18 protein-coding genes are annotated in these 19368 nt (G+C 66.9%); 6 read left to right on the top strand and 12 right to left on the bottom strand.

Annotated elements, in window-relative coordinates; translation table 11 throughout:
* Positions 1–10 precede the first annotated feature (10 nt).
* Both cobN and ADBZ9O_RS16050 read right to left on the bottom strand, forming a co-directional pair.
* Entirely contained in the window at positions 11–3628 is a 3618-nt protein-coding gene (gene cobN, locus ADBZ9O_RS16055; RefSeq protein WP_526523497.1) for a cobaltochelatase subunit CobN, read from the bottom strand.
* Between the two features lie 48 nt (positions 3629–3676).
* Positions 3677–3949 carry a hypothetical protein gene (locus tag ADBZ9O_RS16050; protein ID WP_526523496.1) on the bottom strand — a complete coding sequence of 91 codons (273 nt, stop codon included), beginning with the start codon at positions 3947–3949 and terminating at the stop codon, positions 3677–3679.
* Between the two features lie 176 nt (positions 3950–4125).
* On the opposite strand from ADBZ9O_RS16050, the gene ADBZ9O_RS16045 reads away from it, so the two are divergent.
* From ADBZ9O_RS16045 to ADBZ9O_RS16030, 4 genes are read left to right on the top strand one after another with little or no spacing between them, the layout of a single operon-like run.
* Positions 4126–5049 (top strand): TauD/TfdA dioxygenase family protein, encoded by a 924-nt coding sequence (locus ADBZ9O_RS16045; RefSeq protein WP_526523494.1) that lies wholly within the window; start codon positions 4126–4128, stop codon positions 5047–5049.
* A 30-nt stretch (positions 5050–5079) separates the two neighbouring features.
* A complete protein-coding gene (gene glsA / locus ADBZ9O_RS16040) occupies positions 5080–6087 on the top strand; it encodes a glutaminase A (RefSeq protein ID WP_526523492.1) in 1008 nt (335 codons plus the stop codon).
* A complete protein-coding gene (gene cobG / locus ADBZ9O_RS16035; protein ID WP_526523491.1) occupies positions 6088–7266 on the top strand; it encodes a precorrin-3B synthase in 1179 nt (392 codons plus the stop codon).
* A gap of 5 nt (positions 7267–7271) precedes the next feature.
* On the top strand, positions 7272–7898 hold the full coding sequence (locus ADBZ9O_RS16030; RefSeq protein WP_526523489.1) for a precorrin-8X methylmutase: 627 nt from the start codon (positions 7272–7274) through the stop codon (positions 7896–7898).
* Here ADBZ9O_RS16030 and ADBZ9O_RS16025 read toward each other — a convergent pair.
* Genes ADBZ9O_RS16025 through dprE2 form a run of 4 tightly spaced genes read right to left on the bottom strand, consistent with a single transcriptional unit; the run spans position 7882 to position 11310 of the window.
* Positions 7882–8622, bottom strand: coding sequence for a cobalt-precorrin-6A reductase (locus ADBZ9O_RS16025; protein ID WP_526523487.1), 741 nt, complete (start codon positions 8620–8622; stop codon positions 7882–7884). The genes ADBZ9O_RS16030 and ADBZ9O_RS16025 overlap by 17 nt on opposite strands.
* Complete coding sequence (gene cobM / locus ADBZ9O_RS16020; RefSeq protein ID WP_526523486.1) at positions 8622–9377, bottom strand: precorrin-4 C(11)-methyltransferase; 756 nt, start codon at positions 9375–9377, stop codon at positions 8622–8624. Before cobM ends, ADBZ9O_RS16025 begins: the two co-directional genes overlap by 1 nt.
* Positions 9374–10519 carry a precorrin-6y C5,15-methyltransferase (decarboxylating) subunit CbiE gene (gene cbiE, locus ADBZ9O_RS16015; RefSeq protein WP_526533202.1) on the bottom strand — a complete coding sequence of 382 codons (1146 nt, stop codon included), beginning with the start codon at positions 10517–10519 and terminating at the stop codon, positions 9374–9376. The genes cobM and cbiE overlap by 4 nt, the downstream gene beginning before the upstream one ends.
* 41 nt (positions 10520–10560) lie before the next feature.
* On the bottom strand, positions 10561–11310 hold the full coding sequence (gene dprE2 / locus ADBZ9O_RS16010) for a decaprenylphospho-beta-D-erythro-pentofuranosid-2-ulose 2-reductase (RefSeq protein ID WP_526523484.1): 750 nt from the start codon (positions 11308–11310) through the stop codon (positions 10561–10563).
* Between the two features lie 35 nt (positions 11311–11345).
* Between dprE2 and ADBZ9O_RS16005 the strand changes: the two genes are divergently transcribed.
* A complete protein-coding gene (locus ADBZ9O_RS16005) occupies positions 11346–11753 on the top strand; it encodes a F420-dependent biliverdin reductase (RefSeq protein WP_526523482.1) in 408 nt (135 codons plus the stop codon).
* On the opposite strand, the gene ADBZ9O_RS16000 is transcribed toward ADBZ9O_RS16005, so the two are convergent.
* Together ADBZ9O_RS16000 and ADBZ9O_RS15995 are read right to left on the bottom strand one after the other, a co-directional pair.
* Positions 11750–12913, bottom strand: coding sequence for a M24 family metallopeptidase (locus tag ADBZ9O_RS16000; protein WP_526523480.1), 1164 nt, complete (start codon positions 12911–12913; stop codon positions 11750–11752). The genes ADBZ9O_RS16005 and ADBZ9O_RS16000 overlap by 4 nt on opposite strands.
* Before the next feature lie 35 nt (positions 12914–12948).
* The gene (locus ADBZ9O_RS15995; protein ID WP_526523478.1) at positions 12949–13338 is read right to left on the bottom strand and encodes a VOC family protein; all 390 of its coding nucleotides are present in this window, start codon (positions 13336–13338) and stop codon (positions 12949–12951) included.
* Positions 13339–13365: 27 nt separating this feature from the next.
* Here ADBZ9O_RS15995 and ADBZ9O_RS15990 point away from each other — a divergent pair, with 27 nt between their 5' ends.
* Positions 13366–14331: a 5'-3' exonuclease gene (locus ADBZ9O_RS15990; protein WP_526523477.1), complete on the top strand. Its 966-nt coding sequence runs from the start codon at positions 13366–13368 to the stop codon at positions 14329–14331.
* Between the two features lie 14 nt (positions 14332–14345).
* On the opposite strand, the gene ADBZ9O_RS15985 is transcribed toward ADBZ9O_RS15990, so the two are convergent.
* From ADBZ9O_RS15985 to tatA, 4 genes are all read right to left on the bottom strand, one after another.
* Positions 14346–15185 (bottom strand): DUF4333 domain-containing protein, encoded by an 840-nt coding sequence (locus tag ADBZ9O_RS15985; protein WP_526523475.1) that lies wholly within the window; start codon positions 15183–15185, stop codon positions 14346–14348.
* Positions 15186–15263: 78 nt separating this feature from the next.
* Complete coding sequence (locus ADBZ9O_RS15980) at positions 15264–18050, bottom strand: DEAD/DEAH box helicase (RefSeq protein WP_526523473.1); 2787 nt, start codon at positions 18048–18050, stop codon at positions 15264–15266.
* Positions 18034–18921, bottom strand: a complete 888-nt coding sequence (tatC, locus tag ADBZ9O_RS15975) for a twin-arginine translocase subunit TatC (RefSeq protein WP_526533200.1) — start codon at positions 18919–18921, stop codon at positions 18034–18036. The genes ADBZ9O_RS15980 and tatC overlap by 17 nt, the downstream gene beginning before the upstream one ends.
* A gap of 135 nt (positions 18922–19056) precedes the next feature.
* Positions 19057–19323 (bottom strand): Sec-independent protein translocase subunit TatA, encoded by a 267-nt coding sequence (gene tatA, locus ADBZ9O_RS15970; RefSeq protein WP_526523471.1) that lies wholly within the window; start codon positions 19321–19323, stop codon positions 19057–19059.
* Positions 19324–19368: the final 45 nt, after the last annotated feature.

Here is a 19368-nt window from a genome sequence, read left to right as displayed (position 1 = left end):
CTAGCTGGGGTCAGCCCTCTAAGTCGCCCTCGGTTTCCAACAGCACCGTTCGCAGTGCGTCGACGGTCGCCTGCTCGGGTTCGGCCCACATGCCCCGGCCGACCGCTTCCAGCAACCGTTCCGCCATCCCGTGCAGCGCCCACGGATTCGATTCGTCCATGAACTTGCGGTTCTCCGGATCCAGGACGTACTGGGCGGTGAGTTGCTCATACATCCAGTCGGCCATCACGTGTGCGGTGGCGTCATAGCCGAACAGATAGTCGACCGTCGCGGCCATCTCGAAAGCACCCTTGTAGCCGTGCCTGCGCATCGCCGACATCCAGCGCGGGTTGACCACCCTGGCGCGGAAGACGCGGGTGGTCTCCTCCGACAGCGTGCGGGTGCGCACCGCGTCCGGTCGGGTGTTATCGCCGATATAGGCCGCAGGGGCTTTACCCGTCAGCGCGCGGACGGTGGCGACCATGCCGCCGTGATACTGGAAGTAGTCATCGGAATCGGCGATATCGTGCTCGCGGGTATCGGTGTTCTTGGCCGCCACCGCTATCCGGCGGTATTGGCGGTTCATATCGTCGGCTGCGGGTGCGCCGTCGAGCTCTCTGCCATAGGCGAAACCACCCCAGGCGGTGTACACCTCGGCCAGATCGGCATCATCGCGCCAGTTTTTGCTGTCGATCAATTGCAGCAGACCAGCGCCGTAGGTGCCGGGCTTGGAACCGAAAATCCTTGTGGTGGCGCGGCGTTGGTCGCCGTGCTCGGCCAAGTCGGCCTCGGCGTGGGCGCGCACAAAATTGTCCTCGGCGGCCTCGTGCAGACCCGCGACCAGCCGTACCGCGTCATCGAGCATCGTCACCACATGCGGGAAGGCATCGCGGAAGAACCCGGAGATGCGGACGGTGACGTCGATGCGTGGCCGGCCCAGCTCTTCGAGTGAGATCGACTCGAGGTCGACGACGCGACGCGACGCCTCATCCCAGACCGGTCGAACACCAAGCAGCGCAAGGACTTCGGCGATGTCATCGCCGGACGTCCGCATCGCCGAGGTGCCCCACACCGAGAGCCCGACCGATTGCGGCCACTCCCCGTAATCAGCCTGATAACGCTCCAGCAGCGAATCGGCCATTGCCACACCGGTTTCCCAGGCCAGCCGCGACGGCACCGCTTTGGGGTCGACGGAATAGAAATTGCGTCCGGTCGGCAATACGTTGACCAGTCCGCGCAACGGTGACCCGGATGGCCCCGCAGCGATGAAGCGACCGTCCAAGGCGCGCAACACCTGACTGATTTCCCCTGCGGTGCCAGCCAATCGGGGTACCACCTCGGTGGCGGCGAACCGCAACACCGACGCGACGTCCGCCGCGTTGGGCAGGTGTGCGGTCAGAGCGGGCACCGCCTCAGGATCCCACCCGGTGTCCTGTAACGCGGCGACCAGTGCGCGCGCGGTGCTCTCTGCTTCGTCGACCGATACCCGATCGTCGGTGCCGTCCTCGGCCAACCCCAGCGCCTGACGCAACCCTGGTACCGAATGCTCGCCGCCGAAGAGCTGACGGGCCCGCAGCATCGCCAGCACCAGATCCAATTCGACACTGTCGGTGGGCCGTTGACCGAGTATGTGCAGACCGTCACGGATCTGGACATCCTTGATTTCGCAGAGCCAACCGTCGACGTGGAGCAACATATCGTCGAAGGTGTCTTCTTCGGGACGCTCGGCCAGACCCAGATCGTGATCCATCTTGGCCGCCCGCATCAACGTCCAGATCTGCTGGCGGATGGCGGGCAGCTTGCCAGGATCGAGGGTGGCGATATTGGCGTGCTCGTCGAGAAGCTGTTCGAGCCTGGCGATATCGCCGTAGCTTTCGGCTCTGGCCATGGGCGGGATCAAATGGTCGACCAGGACCGCATGCGCCCTGCGCTTGGCCTGGGTGCCTTCTCCTGGGTCGTTGACCAGGAACGGGTACACCAGCGGCAGATCACCCAGCGCCGCGTCCGAACCGCAGGATGCGGACATCCCCAGCGTCTTGCCGGGCAGCCATTCCAGGTTGCCGTGTTTGCCCAGGTGCACCACGGCGTCGGCGTGGAAACTGTCACTGAAGCTGTTGTCGAGCCAGCGGTAGGCGGCCAGATAGTGATGACTGGGCGGCAGGTCCGGATCGTGATAGATGGCGACCGGATTCGCCCCGAAACCACGGGGCGGCTGCACCAGCAGCACGACATTCTCGGATTGCATTGCCGCGACGACGATCTCACCATCGGGATCTTGACTGCGGTCGACGAACAGTTCACCCGGCGGTGGGCCCCAGTGCTTGACGATGGCGTCGGCGAAATCGGTGGGCAGGGTGGCGAACCAGGCGCGGTACTCCTTGGCGGGCACCCGGATCGGATTGCCCGCCAGTTGTGTTTCGGTCAGCCAGTCCGGGTCCTGTCCCCCACGCTCGATCAGTGCGTGGATCAGCGCATCACCGTCGGAGGCTGCCACACCGGGGACCTCGCCGATCCGGTAACCCGCCTCGCGCATCTCCTGCAGCAGCGCCACCGCACTGGCCGGGGTGTCGAGACCGACGGCGTTACCGATCCTGGCGTGCTTGGTGGGATAGGCCGAAAAGACCAGCGCCACCTTCTTATCGGCAGCGGGGATCTGACGCAGCCGGGCGTGGCGGACCGCGAGACCGGCGACCCGCGCGCACCGCTCGGGGTCGGCGACATAAGAGATCAGGCCCTCGTCGTCGATCTCCTTGAACGAGAACGGGACCGTGATGATGCGGCCGTCGAATTCGGGCACCGCCACCTGAGTCGCGACGTCCAGGGGCGACATGCCGTCGTCGTTATCCACCCACTGGCCCCGCCCACTGGTCAGGCACAGGCCCTGCAGAATCGGAACATCCAGCGCAGCAAGGTGTTCGACATTCCAGGCGTCATCGTCACCGCCGGCCCCGACGGTGGCCGGGATGGCGGCGCCTGCCGCAAGCACCGTCACCACCATGGCGTCGGCGGTGGCCAGCAGCTCCATCAGTTCCGGCGCCGGCGCGCGAAGCGACGCACAGTAGATGGCCAGTGGCCGACCGCCTGCGGTGTGGATGGCGTGGCACAGAGCGCCGATGTATGCGGTGTTGCCCGCCAACTGCTGCGCGCGGTAGAAGAGCACGGCGATCGTCGGTCCGTCTGCGTTGACAACGCCGCCCGCCGGACAGTCCAGCACGCCCCAGCTCGGGATGACCGCAGGCGGGGTGAAGCCGTATCCGGTCATCAACACGGTGTCGGACAGGAAGCGATGTAAGTTGACCAGATTCTCGCTGCCACCCTGGGCCAGGTAGATGTGGGTCTGCACGGCGATACCGGCCGGCACGGTGGAGCGTTCCATCAAATCGGCGTCGGGCGCCTGTTCGCCGCTGACCACCACGGTCGGCACCCCACTGGCGGTCAGGATGTCGATACCGTCCTGCCACTCCCGATACCCGCCGAGGAACCGGACCACCACGATGTCCACCCCGTCGAGCAGGGCGGCGAGTTCACCGGCGAGGTCGCTGGTCAGCAACCGCGACGGGTTGGCCCAACGAAAGTTCGCACCGCTGGCACGTGCCGTGATCAGGTCGGTATCGGAGGTCGACAACAGAAGCACAATCGGATCAGGCACACGCTCTTTCTACCCCACAACGGTTGCAGCACCGTTGCGTCGCGCCCCCTAGAGCCTGCGCATCTCCCGGCTCATCCTGGACTTCTCCAGGTATGCGCTGCGCGGCGGATACGTCCGCCGCCGGTGCTCGCGATGGGTTTCCGACGACGCGAAGACGCGCCGCAGCCGCGCGAACCAACCCCGTTTGCCAGCGGCAGGCAGCCCGACGACGGCTGCACTGCCCAGCAGCAGTTGTTGTTCGGTGATGAGCACGGGCGCCGAATGCACGACGGCGGGCTGCACCTGTCTCTCGTGCGCTGACGTCATTTTTGTGGTCGACATGTCAACTGTCCCCCTAACAGTTGCTGTGCAGCCGATATCTGGCTGCGAATTCCTCGACGGTAAAGCCGCGCCAGATCGTTAACGTAAGTAATTGACTACCTAATGTCTTGCCCGCCTTTTGATCGCGGGTACGCAAATGCTGTACGTACCACCGCGCACCGTCGACGATCGGGCACATGACTCCGCACATCACAAAGCTCGGCGCACATATCGGTGCTCAGGTCGACGGGGTGGCGCTCGGCGGTGACCTGGATCAGTCGACAGTCGACGACATCAACGCAGCGCTGCTGAACCACAAGGTGATCTTCTTTCGGGATCAGCATCATCTCGACGATGAGGGCCAGCTGGCGTTCGCCGGGCGTCTCGGCACCCCGACCATTGCCCATCCCACGGTGACGTCGCGCGGACATCAGGTCCTGCCCATCGACTCCACCTACGACAAGGCCAACAGCTGGCATACCGACGTCACCTTCGTCGACCGCATCCCCAAGGCGTCGCTGCTGCGTGCGGTGACCCTGCCGGAGTACGGCGGCACCACCACCTGGGCCTCGACGGAGGCCGCCTATGACCAGCTCCCCGAACCGCTGCGGGTGCTCGCCGAGAACCTGTGGGGTGTGCACACCAATACCTACGATTACGCCGCCGGAGGGGTCGCAGAAGTGGTGGCCGAGTCGGTGCAGGAGTACCGCCAGGAATTCGAATCCTCCTACTACGAGACCGAGCATCCGGTGGTCCGGGTACACCCGGAAACGGGCAAGCGGGTGCTACTGCTCGGCCACTTCGTCAAACGGTTCGTCGGCCTTGGCGCAGGCGAGTCGGCCGCCCTGTTTGCGCTGTTGCAGGCCCGCGTGACCAAACTGGAGAACACCGTGCGCTGGACGTGGCGGGCCGGCGACCTGGCGATCTGGGACAACCGCGCCACCCAGCACTATGCGGTCGCCGATTACGACGACCAGTACCGCAGGCTGCACCGGGTGACCCTGGCCGGTGACATTCCGGTCAGTGTCGACGGCCAGAGCAGCCGGGTCATCGCCGGCGATGCGTCGCATTATTCGGAGGTGGTCGCCGCGGGCGTGCCCGCGTTGGCTGTGACTCCTTAGGGGCGGCCCCGGCGGCCCTATGCTCAGGCGATGGACGTCGGCGGCTTCGACGCAGAAGGGGTCGCCCAGCAGGTGTCGACCGGCCGACTCCCCGGTTGGGACGAAGTCGAGTCGGCGGTCGAGGCGGCCCACCGGCGGTACCGGGGCGACACCGATGGAAAAGTCGCCGATTACATCCCCCTGCTCGCCCAGGTCGATCCGAACCTGTTCGGCGTGACCGTTGCCGAAGTCGACGGGGAACTGCACGGCGCGGGTGATGTGACCACCGAATTCTCGATCCAGTCGATCTCCAAGGCGTTTGTCTACGCGCTGGTCTGCGAGGAGTTCGGGCACGGCGTGGTGCGCGACCGGATCGGGGTGAACAACACCGGGCTGGCGTTCAATTCTGTTGTCGCGATTGAACTCAACGACGGACATCCGATGAACCCCATGGTGAACGCGGGCGCGATAGCGACCACTGCGCTGATGCCAGGTGACACTGCCGCGCAGCAGTGGGAGAACATCGCGCACGGGCTGTCGCGGTTCGCCGGCCGGTCGCTGGAGGTCGACGCGGACGTCTATCGATCCGAAGCGCAGACCAATCAGCGCAACCAGGCCATCGCCCGGCTGCTGGAAAGTTACGGCCGTATCCAGCGCGACCCGCTCGCTGTGGTCGACGTCTACACCAGACAGTGCGCGCTGCGGGTCAACGCGACCGACCTCGCGGTGATGGGCGCGACGCTCGCGGACGGCGGGGTGAATCCGCGCACCGGCGATCAGGTGGTCTCCGCCGAGGTCTGCCGCGACACGCTGGCCGTGCTCGCCTCCACCGGCCTCTACGAGCGGTCCGGGGAATGGCTGTTCGAGATCGGCCTGCCGGGTAAGTCGGGGGTGTCCGGCGGGATCGTCACGGTGGCGCCGGGAAAGGCCGGTATCGGCGTGTTCTCGCCGCCACTGGATGCGGCAGGCAACAGCGTCCGCGGGCAACGCGCGACGGCATACCTGTCCCGGGTGCTCGGGCTGAACATCTTTGCCTCCGAACCGTCGTACCGTAGTTAGGTGGCCAGAACCCGCGACCAGGACGCCTGCCCCAGCGCGCTGCAAGTGCACCAGGCCGCCGACGGCGCCCTGATCAGGGTGCGGCTGCCTGGCGGCATGATCAGTGCCGCCCAGCTGACGACGTTGGCGCAGGCCGCGACCGAGTTCGGTTCGGGATCGTTGGAACTGACGTCGCGGGGCAGCCTGCAGCTGCGCGGTATCGACGGCAGCGCAGAAACCAGGACCGCCGTCGCCGAGAAGATCGCGCAAGCGGGTCTGCTGCCGTCGGCCACCCACGAACGAGTGCGCAATATCGTGGCCTCCCCGCTGTCCGGTCGCTTCGGTGGACTGGCCGATGTCCGACCGTGGGTCGCCGACCTGGATGCGGCCATCCAGGCCGATCCGGCCCTGGCCGGCTTGTCGGGTCGGTTCTGGTTCGGCCTCGACGACGGCCGCGGCGATGTGTCCGGACTGCGGGCCGACGTCGGCGTGCAGGTACTCGACCAAGGTGCAGATGGAGCGGAAGCAGGCGTTGCGTTGCTGCTGGCGGGATCCGACACCGGTATCCGCCTGGCTGCGGGTGAGGTCGTCGCCACCCTGACGACGGTCGCGGTCCGGTTCGCCGAAATTCGTGGGAAGTGCTGGCGGGTTAGCGAATTGGATGATCCGGGCATCCTTCTCACCGGGCTGTCGGCCACCGCCACTCCCCTTGCCGATGCCGAGACCCTGACCAGGGGGCCGGTCGGCTGGTTCGACCAGGTCGACGGCCACGTGGTTGGCGACAAGGTCGCCCTTGGCGCCGCGGTACCCCTCGGTGTCCTGCCTGCTCGGACGGCGGAGTTTTTGGCCGCCGTCGAAGCGCCCCTGGTGATCACGCCATGGCGCACAGTGCTGATCTGCGATCTCGCGGAAGGAGTCGCAGAGGCGTCCGTCCGGGTCCTGGCCCCGATGGGGCTGGTTTTCGACGAGAACTCGCCGTGGGTCGACGTCAGCGCCTGCACCGGTAGCCCGGGTTGTGAGCGCTCGGCGGCCGATGTCAGGGCCGACGCGACGGCGTTCGTCGCGGCCCAGGTGGCGTCGGGCGTTCCCACCGGCCGACATCACCGTTTCGTCGGCTGTGAGCGCGCCTGCGGCAGTCCGCTGGACGCCGAGGTGTTGATTGCCACCCCGGAGGGGTATCGCACGCGAAACGTAGGGTGATCCGCGTGCTCGACTACACCCGCGACGCGGCAGAGATCTACCGGCAGTCTTTCGCGACAATTCGTGCCGAGGCCGACCTTTCGGCCTTTCCCGAGGACGTCGCCCGCGTCGTCGTCCGGCTGATCCACACCTGCGGACAGATCGACGTGGCCGAACACGTCGCATTCACCTCCGACGTCGTGGCCCGGGCACACGCCGCGCTGGCTGGTGGCGCGCCCGTGTTGTGCGATTCGTCGATGGTGGCCGCAGGTATCACCGCGGCGCGGCTACCAGCCGATAACCAGGTGGTGTCGCTGGTCGCCGATCCCCGGGCACCCGCGTTGGCCGCCGAGCTCGGCACCACCCGGTCAGCGGCCGGGGTTGACTTGTGGGCCGACCGGCTCGGCGGGTCGGTGGTGGCGATCGGTAACGCCCCGACGGCGCTGTTCCGGCTGCTCGAACTGCTCGACGACGGCGCCCCCGTGCCGGCCGCGGTGCTCGGTGGGCCGGTCGGTTTCGTCGGCTCCGCGCAGTCCAAAGACGAGCTGATCGCCCGCCCGCGCGGGTTGTCCTACCTGGTGGTGACGGGTCGCCGCGGTGGCAGCGCCATGGCCGCCGCCGCCGTCAACGCGATCGCTACCGAGAGGGAATGACCGCCAGCTTCGACAACCAGTCCACCGCCGCATCCACGGTGCTGACCGTCTCGACCCCGGCAGGCAGCGGCGGGCGTTCGATCATCACGACCGCGACGCCCAGTGCCGCGGCGGCAGCAAGTTTGGGCTGCGTCATCGCGCCCCCACTGTTCTTGGTGACCATCGCCTCGATGCGGAATTCCCGCATCAGCTCGTACTCGTCGTCGTAACGGTACGGCCCGCGGGACAGCACCAGTCGATGCCGCCGCGGCAGCGTCTCGGATTCCGGTGGCGTCACCACCCGGATCACGAAATAGGCACTGCTATTGGTGAATGCCGCCACCCCGGACCGTCCGGTGGTCAAGAAGATTCGCGAATAGTCATGCCTGGCAACAATTTTTGCGGCCTCGGCATTGGTGGCGGCAGTGATGACATTCTCGGTGGTCCACGCCGGACGCGATAACACCACATACGGCATTCCGATATCTGCGCACACCGCCGCGGCGTGTGCGGTGATGGTGGCGGCGAACGGATGGGTGGCATCGACGACGCAGCCGACATCGTGCGCAGCCAGCCAGCGTCGCAACCCCGCTTCACCCCCGAAGCCACCGATCCGGACCGGCCCTGCCGGTAGTGCCGGATCGGGCACCCGGCCCGCGAGCGAGCTGATGACGTCGACATCGGGGAACAGCCGCGCGGCCAGCGCACGCGCCTCGGCGGTACCGCCGAGCAGTAGAACCCGCATCAGTGCCTGGCACCCCTTCGGCGGTCGGCGGAATACAGATAACTGTCGGTGAAACCCTCCGCCGCCAGCACCTCACCCACCACGATCACCGCGGTACGGGTGACATTCACAGTACGCATTTGGCCGGCGATGTCCTCCAGCGTGCCGCGCAACACGATCTCCTGCGGCCAGCTCGCGAAAGCGACCACCGCAGTGGGGGTTTGCCCGGAATAACCGCCGGCGATCAAGTCGGCGACGACGGTGTCGATCTGGGCTGCGGCGAGGTGGATCACCAGGGTTCCCCCTGAGGACGCCAATGTTTGCAGGTCCTCCCCCGGCGGCATCGCACTCGATAGGGTGGCGACCCTGGTCAGGGTGATCGTCTGCGCGACACCGGGGACAGTCAGCTCCCGACCCAGCGCCGCGGCCGCGGCGGCAAACGATGGGACGCCCGGCACGATCTGATAGGCGATCCCGAGCGTGTCGAGGCGGCGGCACTGTTCGGCCAGCGCGCTGTAGATCGACGGGTCACCGGAATGCAGCCGCGCGACATCATGGCCGGCGGCATCGGCATCGGCGAGTTCGGCGATGATCGCATCGAGGTCCAGCGGCCCGGTGTCGACGACGCGGGCTCCCGGCGGACAGAGCGCCAGCAGATCGTCGGGCATGATCGACCCGGCGTAGAGGCAGACCGGGCAGGTCTGCAGCAGCCGCTGCCCGCGCACGGTGATCAGGTCGGCGGCGCCAGGGCCGGCACCGATGAAGTACACGGTCATTCTTTGATGACCACCCACTGCGTGACCGGCATGGCGGGCCGCCATCCGGTGAACGTCCCGACCGGTTCGCCGCGATAGTGCTGGAACCGGGTCAGCTCGCCGCCGAGGCGCGAATACTGTTGAACCAGAAATGCTTCCGACTCGGCGGTGACCGCGTTCGCCACCAATCGCCCGCCACCGGGCAGCGCATCGAGGCACCCCTGCAGCAGACCGGGTTGGGTGACACCGCCACCGACGAACACCACCGACGGTTGGCGCGCACCGTCGAACGCATCTGGGGCGCCCTCGCGCACGTCGATGTCGACACCGAAGGCAATGCTGTTATCGACGATGCGGGCCCGACGCGCAGGATCGCGTTCGAACGCGATGGCCCGACACCCACGCCCGCGCCGGCACCACTCGACGGCGATACTGCCCGAACCCGAACCCACGTCCCACAACAACTCACCCGGCCTGGGCGCCAATGCAGTCAACGTGATGGCGCGCATCGCCTGTTTGGTCAGCTGCCCGTCGTGGGCGAACGCGTTATCGGGTGCGACGGCCAGCAGCACATCGTCGGGCAGGTACTGCACCGCGATGACGTTGAGGGCATCGACATCATCGGGCGGGTTCGCCGCCCAGTCGCGCGCGATCGCGTCCCTGCGGCGTTCGGCGGGTCCACCGAGTTGTTCGAAAACGCTCAATCGTGAATCGCCACGGCCGGTTTCGGTGAGCAGCCGGGCCAGCGCCGCCGGGCTGGTGGCATCGCGGGACAGCACCACGGCGCGCCCGCCGCCGCGGACCGCGGTATGCGGGTCGGCGGTGACCAGGCTGATCACCTCGGTATCGTTCACCGGCCAGCCCAGCCGCGCGCAGGCCAATGTCACACTCGATACGTGGGGCAGCACCGTGACCCGGTTACCGCCGAACAACCGGATCAGCGTGGTGCCGATACCGTGCAGCATCGGATCCCCCGACGCCACCACATGAACGTCGGTGGCGGTTTCGATCAACTCGGCTTCCAGACCGGGCAGCAGCGGTGACGGCCACCGCCTGCGCTGCGCGGTGACGGTCTCGTCGAGCAGGTCCAGTTGGCGCGGTGAGCCGTAAACCACAGTGGCCCCGGCCAATTCGCGTAGTGCCGCGGCACCGAGGCCGGGCATCCCGTCGGCGCCGATGCCGATGACGGTGATCGAGTAGTGGCTCACCGCGGCAACCTGCGCCAGATGGCCTGCGGTGCCAGCCGCATTCCGAAGATGACCGGCCGTAATGTCCATGGCACCCAGACCCGTTGTCGGCCCGCGGCCAGCGCCTTGGCGGTCGCCGCCGCGACCTGCTGCGGCGTACTCGACAGGGGCGCCGGGTCCATCCCCGCGGTCATCCGGCCGATCACGAAACCGGGCCGCACGATCAGCAATTGCACGCCCGTGCCGACCAACGCGTCGGCCAACCCGCTGGCGAAACCGTCCAGCCCGGCCTTGGCCGAGCCGTAGACATAGTTGGCCCGGCGCACCCGGGCACCCGCCACCGAAGAAAACACCACGATCTGCCCGCGGCCCGCTGCCCGCATGCTCGTGGCGAGCTGGGTGAGCAGGCTGACCTGTGCGACGAAGTCGGTGTGCACGATCGCGACGGCGTGCCCGGCGTCGGTTTCCGCCCGCGCCTGATCGCCGAGGATGCCGAACGCCAGTACCGCGGTCCCGATCGGGCCGTGCTCGGTGATCAGCTCGGCGAGCACCTGCTCGTGGGAGGCCAGATCGTCGGCGTCGAACGCTTTGACGTGCACGGCGGTCGCCCCGGCCGCCTTCATCGCGGAAACTTGCTGGTCAAGGCTGTCACCACCGCGGGTGGTTAGCACCACCGGCCGGCCAGGGACGAGATGTGCAGCCAGTTCGACGCCGATCTCGCTGCGCCCGCCAAAAATCACTACGAGATCTGCGCCCGTGTCTTTCATGGCTGCGATTATGTCCTGCGCTAGCGTGGTGACTGATGGCGATCTCAACAACCCGGCTGACCAACGATGCGATGGCGTTCCTGACCGAACGTCATCTGGCGATGCTGACCACCCTGCGCGCCGATAACTCGCCGCACGTGGTCGCCGTCGGCTTCACCTTCGATCCCAAGACCCATATCGCCCGTGTGATCACCACCGGGGGCTCGCAGAAGGCGCTCAACGCCGAACGTGGTGGCGTCGCGGTGCTGAGCCAGGTGGACGGCGCCCGCTGGCTGTCGCTGGAGGGCCGTTCCACTGTCAGCACCGACGCCGATGCGGTCCGTGATGCCGAGTTGCGCTACGCGCAGCGGTACCGGACGCCTCGGGTCAACCCGCGTCGCGTGGTCATCGAAGTACACATCGAACGCGTCCTTGGCTCCTCGGGTCTACTCGACCGAGGCTAGATCGGCACCACCGTCAGGTCGTGCGGTCGCAGGTTCACCGGTTCCGCGCCGTCCTCGGTGACGATGACGATGTCCTCGATGCGCGCGCCCCAGTGGCCGGGGAAGTAGATTCCCGGCTCGACACTGAAAGCCATTCCCGCCGTGAGCGGTAGGTCGTTACCGGCGACGATGTAAGGCTCCTCGTGTACCGAAAGACCGATGCCGTGCCCCGTCCGGTGCACGAAATACTGCGCCAGCCCCGCTTCGGCGAGGACGTCGCGGGCCGCCGCATCGATCTGTTCGGCGGTCACCCCTGGCCGGACCGCGGCCACCGCAACCTGCTGAGCCCGCTGCAGCACCGAATACTGCTCGGCCACTTCCGAACTCGGCTCACCGAGGCTGTAGGTTCTGGTGGAGTCGGAGTTGTAGCCCGGTTCGTACGGTCCACCGATATCGATCACGACGATATCGCCGGCCTGCAGTTCGCGGTCGGAATACCCGTGGTGCGGGTCGGCGCCGTGCGGTCCGGACCCGACGATGATGAACGCGGCTTCAGTGTGACCCTCGGCGATGATCGCGTCATTGATATCGGCGGCAACTTCGGCCTCGGTGCGGCCGGGGACCAAGAACTCCGGTACCCGCGCATGCACCCGGTCGATGGCCGAGCCCGCCTTGCGTAACGCGTCAATCTCGGCCGCGTCCTTGATCATTCGCAGGGTGCGCAGCACGTCGGTGGCCAGCACCGGCACCGCACCGAGCTTGGTGGCCAGTGGCAGCAGGTGCAGGGCCGGCATCGAATCGGTGACCGCCGTTTGAACTGGCGCCGTTTGGACCGGCCCGGCGCCGTCGCCGACCAGAGCCGAGAGCACCAGCTGGTAGGGGTCGTCGCCGTCGACCCAATCACGCACCGGCAGAGCGAGTTCGACGACCGCCGACTCCTTCAGAGACGCCAGCTCCATTCGCGGCACCACCACCGTCGGCTCTCCCACCGCCGGGATGACCAGCGCGGTCAGGCGTTCGAAGGTGTCTGCGCGTGAACCCACCAGGTAGCGCAGGTCGTGACCGGGGGTGATGACCAGTCCGGCCAGACCGGCGTCGGCGGTGGCGGCCGCGGCCGCCCGCAACCGGTGGGCGTAGACGCCCGAGTCGAAACGGCTGGCACCTGTGCTGCGCGAACTCATGAGAGCCAATCTAGTCGGGCAGGTGGCGGCCCGAACTACTCCGGGTAGTGCGAGATCTCCACCAGGTTCCCGTCGGGGTCACGGCAGTAGTACGACGTCATCTCCCCCAGCGCGCCGGTCCGAGTGGTCGGCCCCTCGGTGACGGGGACACCGACGGCGGCGAGGTGCGCGGCGATCTCCTGCGGCGAAGCCGTGGTGATGAAGCACAGATCCAGCGACCCGGGGGCATCCACAGCCGCGGTGACCCAGTTCTCGGCGCCGGTGGGGCGGATATTGAACTTCTGGCGCCCGAAGGTCAGCGCGGTACGCCCGCCGCGATAGCTCTCGCGACGCATGCCGAGCACCCGGACATACCAGTCCGCGGTGACCTCGACATCACGGGTGTTGATGACGACGTGATCGAGACGATCAACAGAGAAGGTCATACCAAACGCTACTGGCAGGATGGCGGCATGACGACGTCGAAACCGGGTCCACTGCTCCTCCTCGACGGCGCCAGCATGTGGTTCCGGTCCTATTTCGGGGTGCCATCGTCGATCACCGCACCGGACGGCAGACCGGTCAACGCGGTCCGCGGCTTCATCGATGCGGTCGCGACCGTGGTCACCGCGCACCGGCCGTCCCGGTTGGTGGTGTGCCTCGATCTGGATTGGCGTCCCCAATTCCGGGTGGACCGCATTCCGTCGTACAAGGCGCACCGGGTGGAGCAGGAGAATCCGGCCGGCGACCCCGATATCGAGGAAGTTCCCGATGAGTTGACCCCGCAGGTCCAGATGATCGCCGATCTGCTCGACGCCTTCGGGATTGCCACCGGCGGCGCACCGGGATTCGAGGCCGACGACGTGCTGGGCACCCTGGCCGCCCAGGAGCGCCGCGATCCGGTCGTCGTCGTCAGCGGCGACCGCGACCTGCTGCAGGTGGTCACCGACGACCCCGTCGAAGTCAAGGTGCTCTATATCGGCCGCGGTCTGGCCAAGGCGACCCTGTTCGGCCCCGCCGAGGTGGCAGCTCAGTACGGCGTGCCCAGCGAACGGGCAGGCGTTGCCTATGCCGAATTGGCGCTGTTACGCGGCGACCCTTCCGACGGACTACCGGGGGTACCGGGAATCGGCGAGAAGACCGCCGCCACGCTACTGGCCCAGCACCGCTCACTCGAGGGCATCCTCGCGGCCGCCGACGACCCGAAATCATCTGTCCCCAAAGGGGTTCGAACAAAACTCAAGGCAGCGGCGGACTATATCGAAGCGGCCGGGCCGGTGGTACGGGTGGCCACCGATGCACCCGTGACACTGTCCACGGAAACCGACGCACTGCCATTGGTGGCCAAGGACCCGCAACGGGTCGCCGAGCTGGCGACCACGCTGGGGGTCGGTTCGTCGATCGGACGGCTACAGACGGCTTTAGACAAGCTTGGGTAGCCGGGCTCGACTGACTACTTCGGGCGGCCGACCTCATAGGTGCCGTTATCGTCCTGGAAGGTCACCGTCACCTGGCGCTTGGTGCCATCGATGCTGACTTCGCAGTTGAAGGTGTCGCCCTTTTTCACCGTGGGGCTCTCACCGTTGTTGCACTTGACGTCCTTGACGTTCTTCGCACCGTAACCGTTGGCCTGATCCGACAGGATCTGCTGCACGCCCGACTGTGCCTTGGCGACATCGAGTTTGGTGGTGACGAACCATCCCGGCTTCCAGAAGCCGAGCACCAGAATCACCGCGACGATGACGACGGCGAGCACACCAAGAATGGTGCCGATCGCGGCCATCGAGCGCTTGGAACCGTCTTCGGGACCGGGCTGGCCGTAGGGGGCGAACTGTCCGGGCTGGCCGTACTGCGGCGGCTGACCGTACTGGCCGGGCTGACCCGGCTGGCCCGGTTGCCCGTACTGCGGCGGCTGACCGTACTGGCCGGGCTGGCCGTACTGCGGCTGACCATATTGCTGCGGCGGCTGCTGGCCGTACTGCGGCTGTCCGTATCCCGGAGGCGACGCCGGCGGCGCGTACTGCTGCGGCTGTCCGTATCCCGCCGGCGGTGCGTACTGCTGCGGCTGGGCGTACCCGGGGGTCGACGGCGGCGCCTGGTACGGCGAATACGGCTGCGGCGCGGTGTAGGCCGGCGGTTGCCAACCGGACTCGGCCGGTGCTGCCTGATCACCGCTGGGCGGCTGCCAGCTGGGCGCATCGCCGGTGGGCTGCTGGGGCTCGGAGGCACCGCTGGCCGGCTGATCCTGACCCTGCCAGGGCTGCGTCGGATCAGGTCCTTGCGGTCCGCTCATCGTCTCTCCTTGAGTTCTCCGGTATGTACGGGGCCCACTGGCCCTCTCACCGGCATCAACCGTAGCGTTTGCATCACCCTACCCGCCATCAACAGCGACGACGCCGCGCCGAACGTCGTCGATCGCGCGTTTCGCGGCAGCCCGAAGCGGGGGGTGTGGCGCCGCGTTGCGGACCTGATCCAACAGATCGAGGACCTGCCTGCACCAACGCACGAAATCCCCTGCGGAGAGCTGGTTCCCGGAACCGGTGGCATCGGATGCCTCCAGCGCCGAGGCCAGATCGCCGGTGGTGGCCCAGCGGTACACGGCGGCGACAAACCCCTCATCGGGTTCCCGCGTCGGGGCGATTCGGTGTCGATTCTCGTCGGCGCGCAGCTGGCCGGAGAGCCGTCGCGTCTGGGCCAATGCGCGGCGCAAAACCGGGGTGGGCACCTCATGGATCTGTGCGACCGGCCCGTCGCTACCGCGTGTCTCGAAGACGACGGCAGACACCACCGCGGCGAGTTCGGCCGGTGCCAGGCCGTTCCACGTTCCGACACGTAGGCATTCGGCGACCAGCAGGTCACTTTCGCTGTAGATCCTGGCCAGCAGCCTGCCGTCATCAGTGGCCCGCAAGTCGCCAAGCTCGCCGTCGCGGATCTGGATGAAACCCCGTTCGGTGAGCAGGCCGACGATCCGGTCGAAGGTGCGGGCCAACGAATTCGTCGCTGTAGCGATCTTCTGCCGCAGCGCGGCGTTATCGCGTTCGACGCGAAGATAGCGTTCTCCGATGCGGGCATTGGCGTCCCGATCGGCTGCGCGGTGCGCGGGATGGCGCTGCATCGCCGCGCGCAGCGCGATCAATTCGGGATCGATATCGGGATCGGCTCCTGGCGTGCCGCGATTGCGCTTCCCGCCGGAGATCGACAGCCCCGCTGCCGCCGAACGCAGCGCTGAGGCCAGATCCTTGCGGACCCGCGGCTGGCGGTGCTCGACACGTTTGGGCAGCGTCATCGAGCCGATCGGCGCCGCCGCCCCCGAATAGTCAGCCGATGAGATGCGACCGGCCCAACGATCCTCGGTCAACACCAGTGGCCGGGGGTCATCAGCATCGTTGGCGGGTTCGAGTACCACCGCAAGTCCGCCCCGCCTGCCCTGGGTGATGGAGATGATGTCACCGCGGCGCAGCGCCGCCAGCGCATCGGTGGCGGCATTGCGCCGCTGCATCCGCGACGCCCTGGCCTGCGTCCGCTCACGTTCGGAGATCTTCGCGCGCAGGCGGACATACTCCAGGGTTGACGCCCCGTGCTCACCCATTTCCGAAGCGATGTCCTCAAGCATCCGCTCGCCACGCTCCGCGCCGCGGACCAGCCCGACTACCGAACGGTCAGCCTGATACTGCGCGAACGAGCGCTCCAACAATCGACGGGCCGCGTCGGGCCCCATCTGCTGCACCAGGTTGATGGTCATGTTGTACGACGGCGCGAACGAACTCTTCAACGGGAAGGTGCGGGTGGAGGCCAGGCCCGCGACTTCTGCCGGCTCCAGGTCGGGGTGCCAGAGCACCACCGCATGGCCTTCGATATCGATACCCCGGCGCCCCGCCCGGCCGGTGAGTTGCGTGTACTCCCCCGGGGTCAGCGGGGCGTGCTGCTCGCCGTTGAATTTCACCAGCCGCTCGAGCACCACGGTGCGGGCGGGCATGTTGATCCCCAACGCCAGTGTCTCCGTGGCGAAGACCGCCTTGACCAGGCCTGCGGTGAACAGCTCCTCCACGGTGTGCCGGAAGATCGGCAGCATGCCGGCATGATGGGCCGCCAGCCCCCGCAACAGACCCTCACGCCACTCGTAATAGCCGAGGACCTCGAGATCGGAATCGAGGAGGTCACCGCAGCGCCGGTCGATGACCTCGGCGATCCGGACCCGGTCCTCTTCGGTGGTGAGCCGCAGCGAGGAACGCAGGCACTGTTTGACCGCGGCGTCGCAGCCGGCGCGCGAGAAGACGAAAGTGATTGCCGGCAGCAGACCTTCGTGATCCAGGGCGGTGATGACATCGGGTCGCGACGGTGGCCGGTAGAGGCTGGGGCGGTGGTTGTTGCGATGGGGTCCGCCGCCACGACGATCCGAGCGCGCCGGCCGGAAATCCGTCAACCGCTCGGCCTCCCGGCGGTGGGCGATATGGCGGACCAGTTCGGGGTCGACCAGTAACTGGCTGTCGGCGGATCGGGCGTCGTAGTCGAACAGGTCGAACATGCGCTTGCCGACCAGGACGTGCTGCCACAGCGGGACGGGTCGGTGCTCGTCGACGACGACGGTGGTATCGCCACGCACGGTCTGGATCCAACCGCCGAACTCCTCGGCATTACTGACCGTCGCCGACAGGCTGACCAGCCGCACGTCCTCGGGCAGGTGCAGAATCACCTCTTCCCAGACCGCACCGCGCATCCGGTCGGCCAGGAAGTGCACCTCATCCATCACCACATGCGAAAGGCCATGCAGAGCAGGCGAATTCGCGTACAACATATTGCGAAGCACCTCGGTGGTCATCACCACGACAGGTGCGTCGGAGTTCACCGACATATCCCCGGTCAGCAGGCCGATCCGCTCCGGCCCGTAGCGACGCACCAGGTCGGTGTGCTTTTGATTGCTCAGGGCCTTGATCGGGGTGGTGTAGAAGCATTTTCGGCCGGCCGCCAGCGCCAGGTGGACAGCGAATTCGCCGACCACGGTCTTACCCGCTCCGGTCGGTGCGCAGACCAGCACACCGTGGCCCCGTTCGAGGGCTTCGCAGGATTTCTGCTGGAAACCGTCGAGCGCGAACGGTAGATCAGCGGTGAACCTCTCCAGTTCCGAGGAGCCGGAGAGATTCTCAGGTGGCTTCGTCATAAGGGTGGGGGTCAGGGGTGGACGCCGCGACCGTCGCCGGAGCGGGCACCGGCGACGGCGCGTCGATCGTCGACGCCTCGTCATCGGAGAGCGCGGCCTCGGCCTGCGCCGCGCGCTTGGCCTTGCGCCGGTCGCTGATGCGCGAGATCTGGATGGCCAGCTCGAGTAGCACCGTCAACGCCAGACCCAGCGCCAGCATCGAGAAGGGATCAGATCCCGGCGTCGCGAAGGCAGCGAAGACGAAAACCCCGAAAATCAGCCCTCGGCGCCACGCTTTGAGCTTCTCGTAGGTGAGCACCCCGATCTGATTGAGCATCACGATCAGCAGGGGAAATTCGAAGCCGACACCGAAGACCAGCAGCAGGTTGATCAGGAAGCTGAAGTACTGATCACCCGACAGCGCCGTGACCTGCACATCGCTGCCGACGGTCAACAGGAAGTGCAAGGCCTTCGACAACACGATGTAGGCCAGCACCGCGCCGGCGAAAAACAGAATTGCCGCCGAGGTCACGAAAGCGACCGCGAAGCGCCGCTCCTTCTTGTACAGCCCCGGGGTGATGAAGGCCCAGATCTGGTGGAACCACACCGGGCAGGCCAGCACGATGCCGGCCAACAGGCCGACTTTGAGGCGCAGCATGAACTGGTCGAACGGGGCCGTCGCCAAGAGCCGGCAGCCGCCGTCGGAGCTGATATCGGCGCGGGCCGACGCGGGCAGCGCACAGTACGGAGCGCGCAGCCATTCACCGAGACTTTCCACGCCGAAGAACCCGTGGCTGTACCAGAGGAACCCGAGGATGGTGGTCAGCGCGACAGCCGCGGTGGAGATCAGCAGCCGGGTACGCAGCTCCCGGATGTGGTCGACGAGCGACATCGTGCCGTCGGGATTCGTCTGGCTGCGGCGACGACGAGGGTCAAGCCGCTTGAGTACGCCGGGTGTTTTCACGGACAGAATTCAGTCACGCCACACCTTGCGATGTGCTGGCAGGTGTGGCGTGACGCGCTGCGCTCAGGCCGGACGCGCGTCGGTGGGGTTGGGTTCCGGAGTGTCGATCCGCTCGGACTGCACCGAGGTGACGGCCGGCTGGACCGGCGGCACCGGCGGGGTGGGAGCTGATTCCGACTTTCCGTCGTTCTGCATCTCCTTGACCTCGGACTTGAAGATGCGCATCGACTTGCCCAGCGACCGCGCCGCATCTGGCAACCGCTTCGCACCGAAGAGCAGGATGATCACTACGGCAAGAATTGCCCAGTGCCATGGACTGAGTCCGCCCATTTTGGTTACCTCCAAACGTCTCCACGATGGTACCCCAGGGCATGG

This window comes from Mycobacterium sp. (genome assembly GCF_965229105.1).
In the GTDB taxonomy this organism is placed as follows: Bacteria; Actinomycetota; Actinomycetes; order Mycobacteriales; family Mycobacteriaceae; genus Mycobacterium.
This window is presented reverse-complemented; position numbering and strand designations above follow the sequence as displayed.

Bases quoted from the DNA above. Each gene is read 5' to 3' on its own strand.
- ADBZ9O_RS16050 (WP_526523496.1), bottom strand. From the start codon at position 3,949: ATGTCGACCACAAAAATGACGTCAGCGCACGAGAGACAGGTGCAGCCC.
- ADBZ9O_RS16045 (WP_526523494.1), top strand. From the start codon at position 4,126: ATGACTCCGCACATCACAAAGCTCGGCGCACATATCGGTGCTCAGGTC.
- glsA (WP_526523492.1), top strand. From the start codon at position 5,080: ATGGACGTCGGCGGCTTCGACGCAGAAGGGGTCGCCCAGCAGGTGTCG.
- ADBZ9O_RS16025 (WP_526523487.1), bottom strand. From the start codon at position 8,622: ATGCGGGTTCTACTGCTCGGCGGTACCGCCGAGGCGCGTGCGCTGGCC.
- cobM (WP_526523486.1), bottom strand. From the start codon at position 9,377: ATGACCGTGTACTTCATCGGTGCCGGCCCTGGCGCCGCCGACCTGATC.
- cbiE (WP_526533202.1), bottom strand. From the start codon at position 10,519: ATGCCCGGCCTCGGTGCCGCGGCACTACGCGAATTGGCCGGGGCCACT.
- dprE2 (WP_526523484.1), bottom strand. From the start codon at position 11,310: ATGAAAGACACGGGCGCAGATCTCGTAGTGATTTTTGGCGGGCGCAGC.
- ADBZ9O_RS16005 (WP_526523482.1), top strand. From the start codon at position 11,346: ATGGCGATCTCAACAACCCGGCTGACCAACGATGCGATGGCGTTCCTG.
- ADBZ9O_RS16000 (WP_526523480.1), bottom strand. From the start codon at position 12,913: ATGAGTTCGCGCAGCACAGGTGCCAGCCGTTTCGACTCGGGCGTCTAC.
- ADBZ9O_RS15995 (WP_526523478.1), bottom strand. From the start codon at position 13,338: ATGACCTTCTCTGTTGATCGTCTCGATCACGTCGTCATCAACACCCGT.
- ADBZ9O_RS15990 (WP_526523477.1), top strand. From the start codon at position 13,366: ATGACGACGTCGAAACCGGGTCCACTGCTCCTCCTCGACGGCGCCAGC.
- ADBZ9O_RS15985 (WP_526523475.1), bottom strand. From the start codon at position 15,185: ATGAGCGGACCGCAAGGACCTGATCCGACGCAGCCCTGGCAGGGTCAG.
- ADBZ9O_RS15980 (WP_526523473.1), bottom strand. From the start codon at position 18,050: ATGACGAAGCCACCTGAGAATCTCTCCGGCTCCTCGGAACTGGAGAGG.
- tatC (WP_526533200.1), bottom strand. From the start codon at position 18,921: ATGTCGCTCGTCGACCACATCCGGGAGCTGCGTACCCGGCTGCTGATC.
- tatA (WP_526523471.1), bottom strand. From the start codon at position 19,323: ATGGGCGGACTCAGTCCATGGCACTGGGCAATTCTTGCCGTAGTGATC.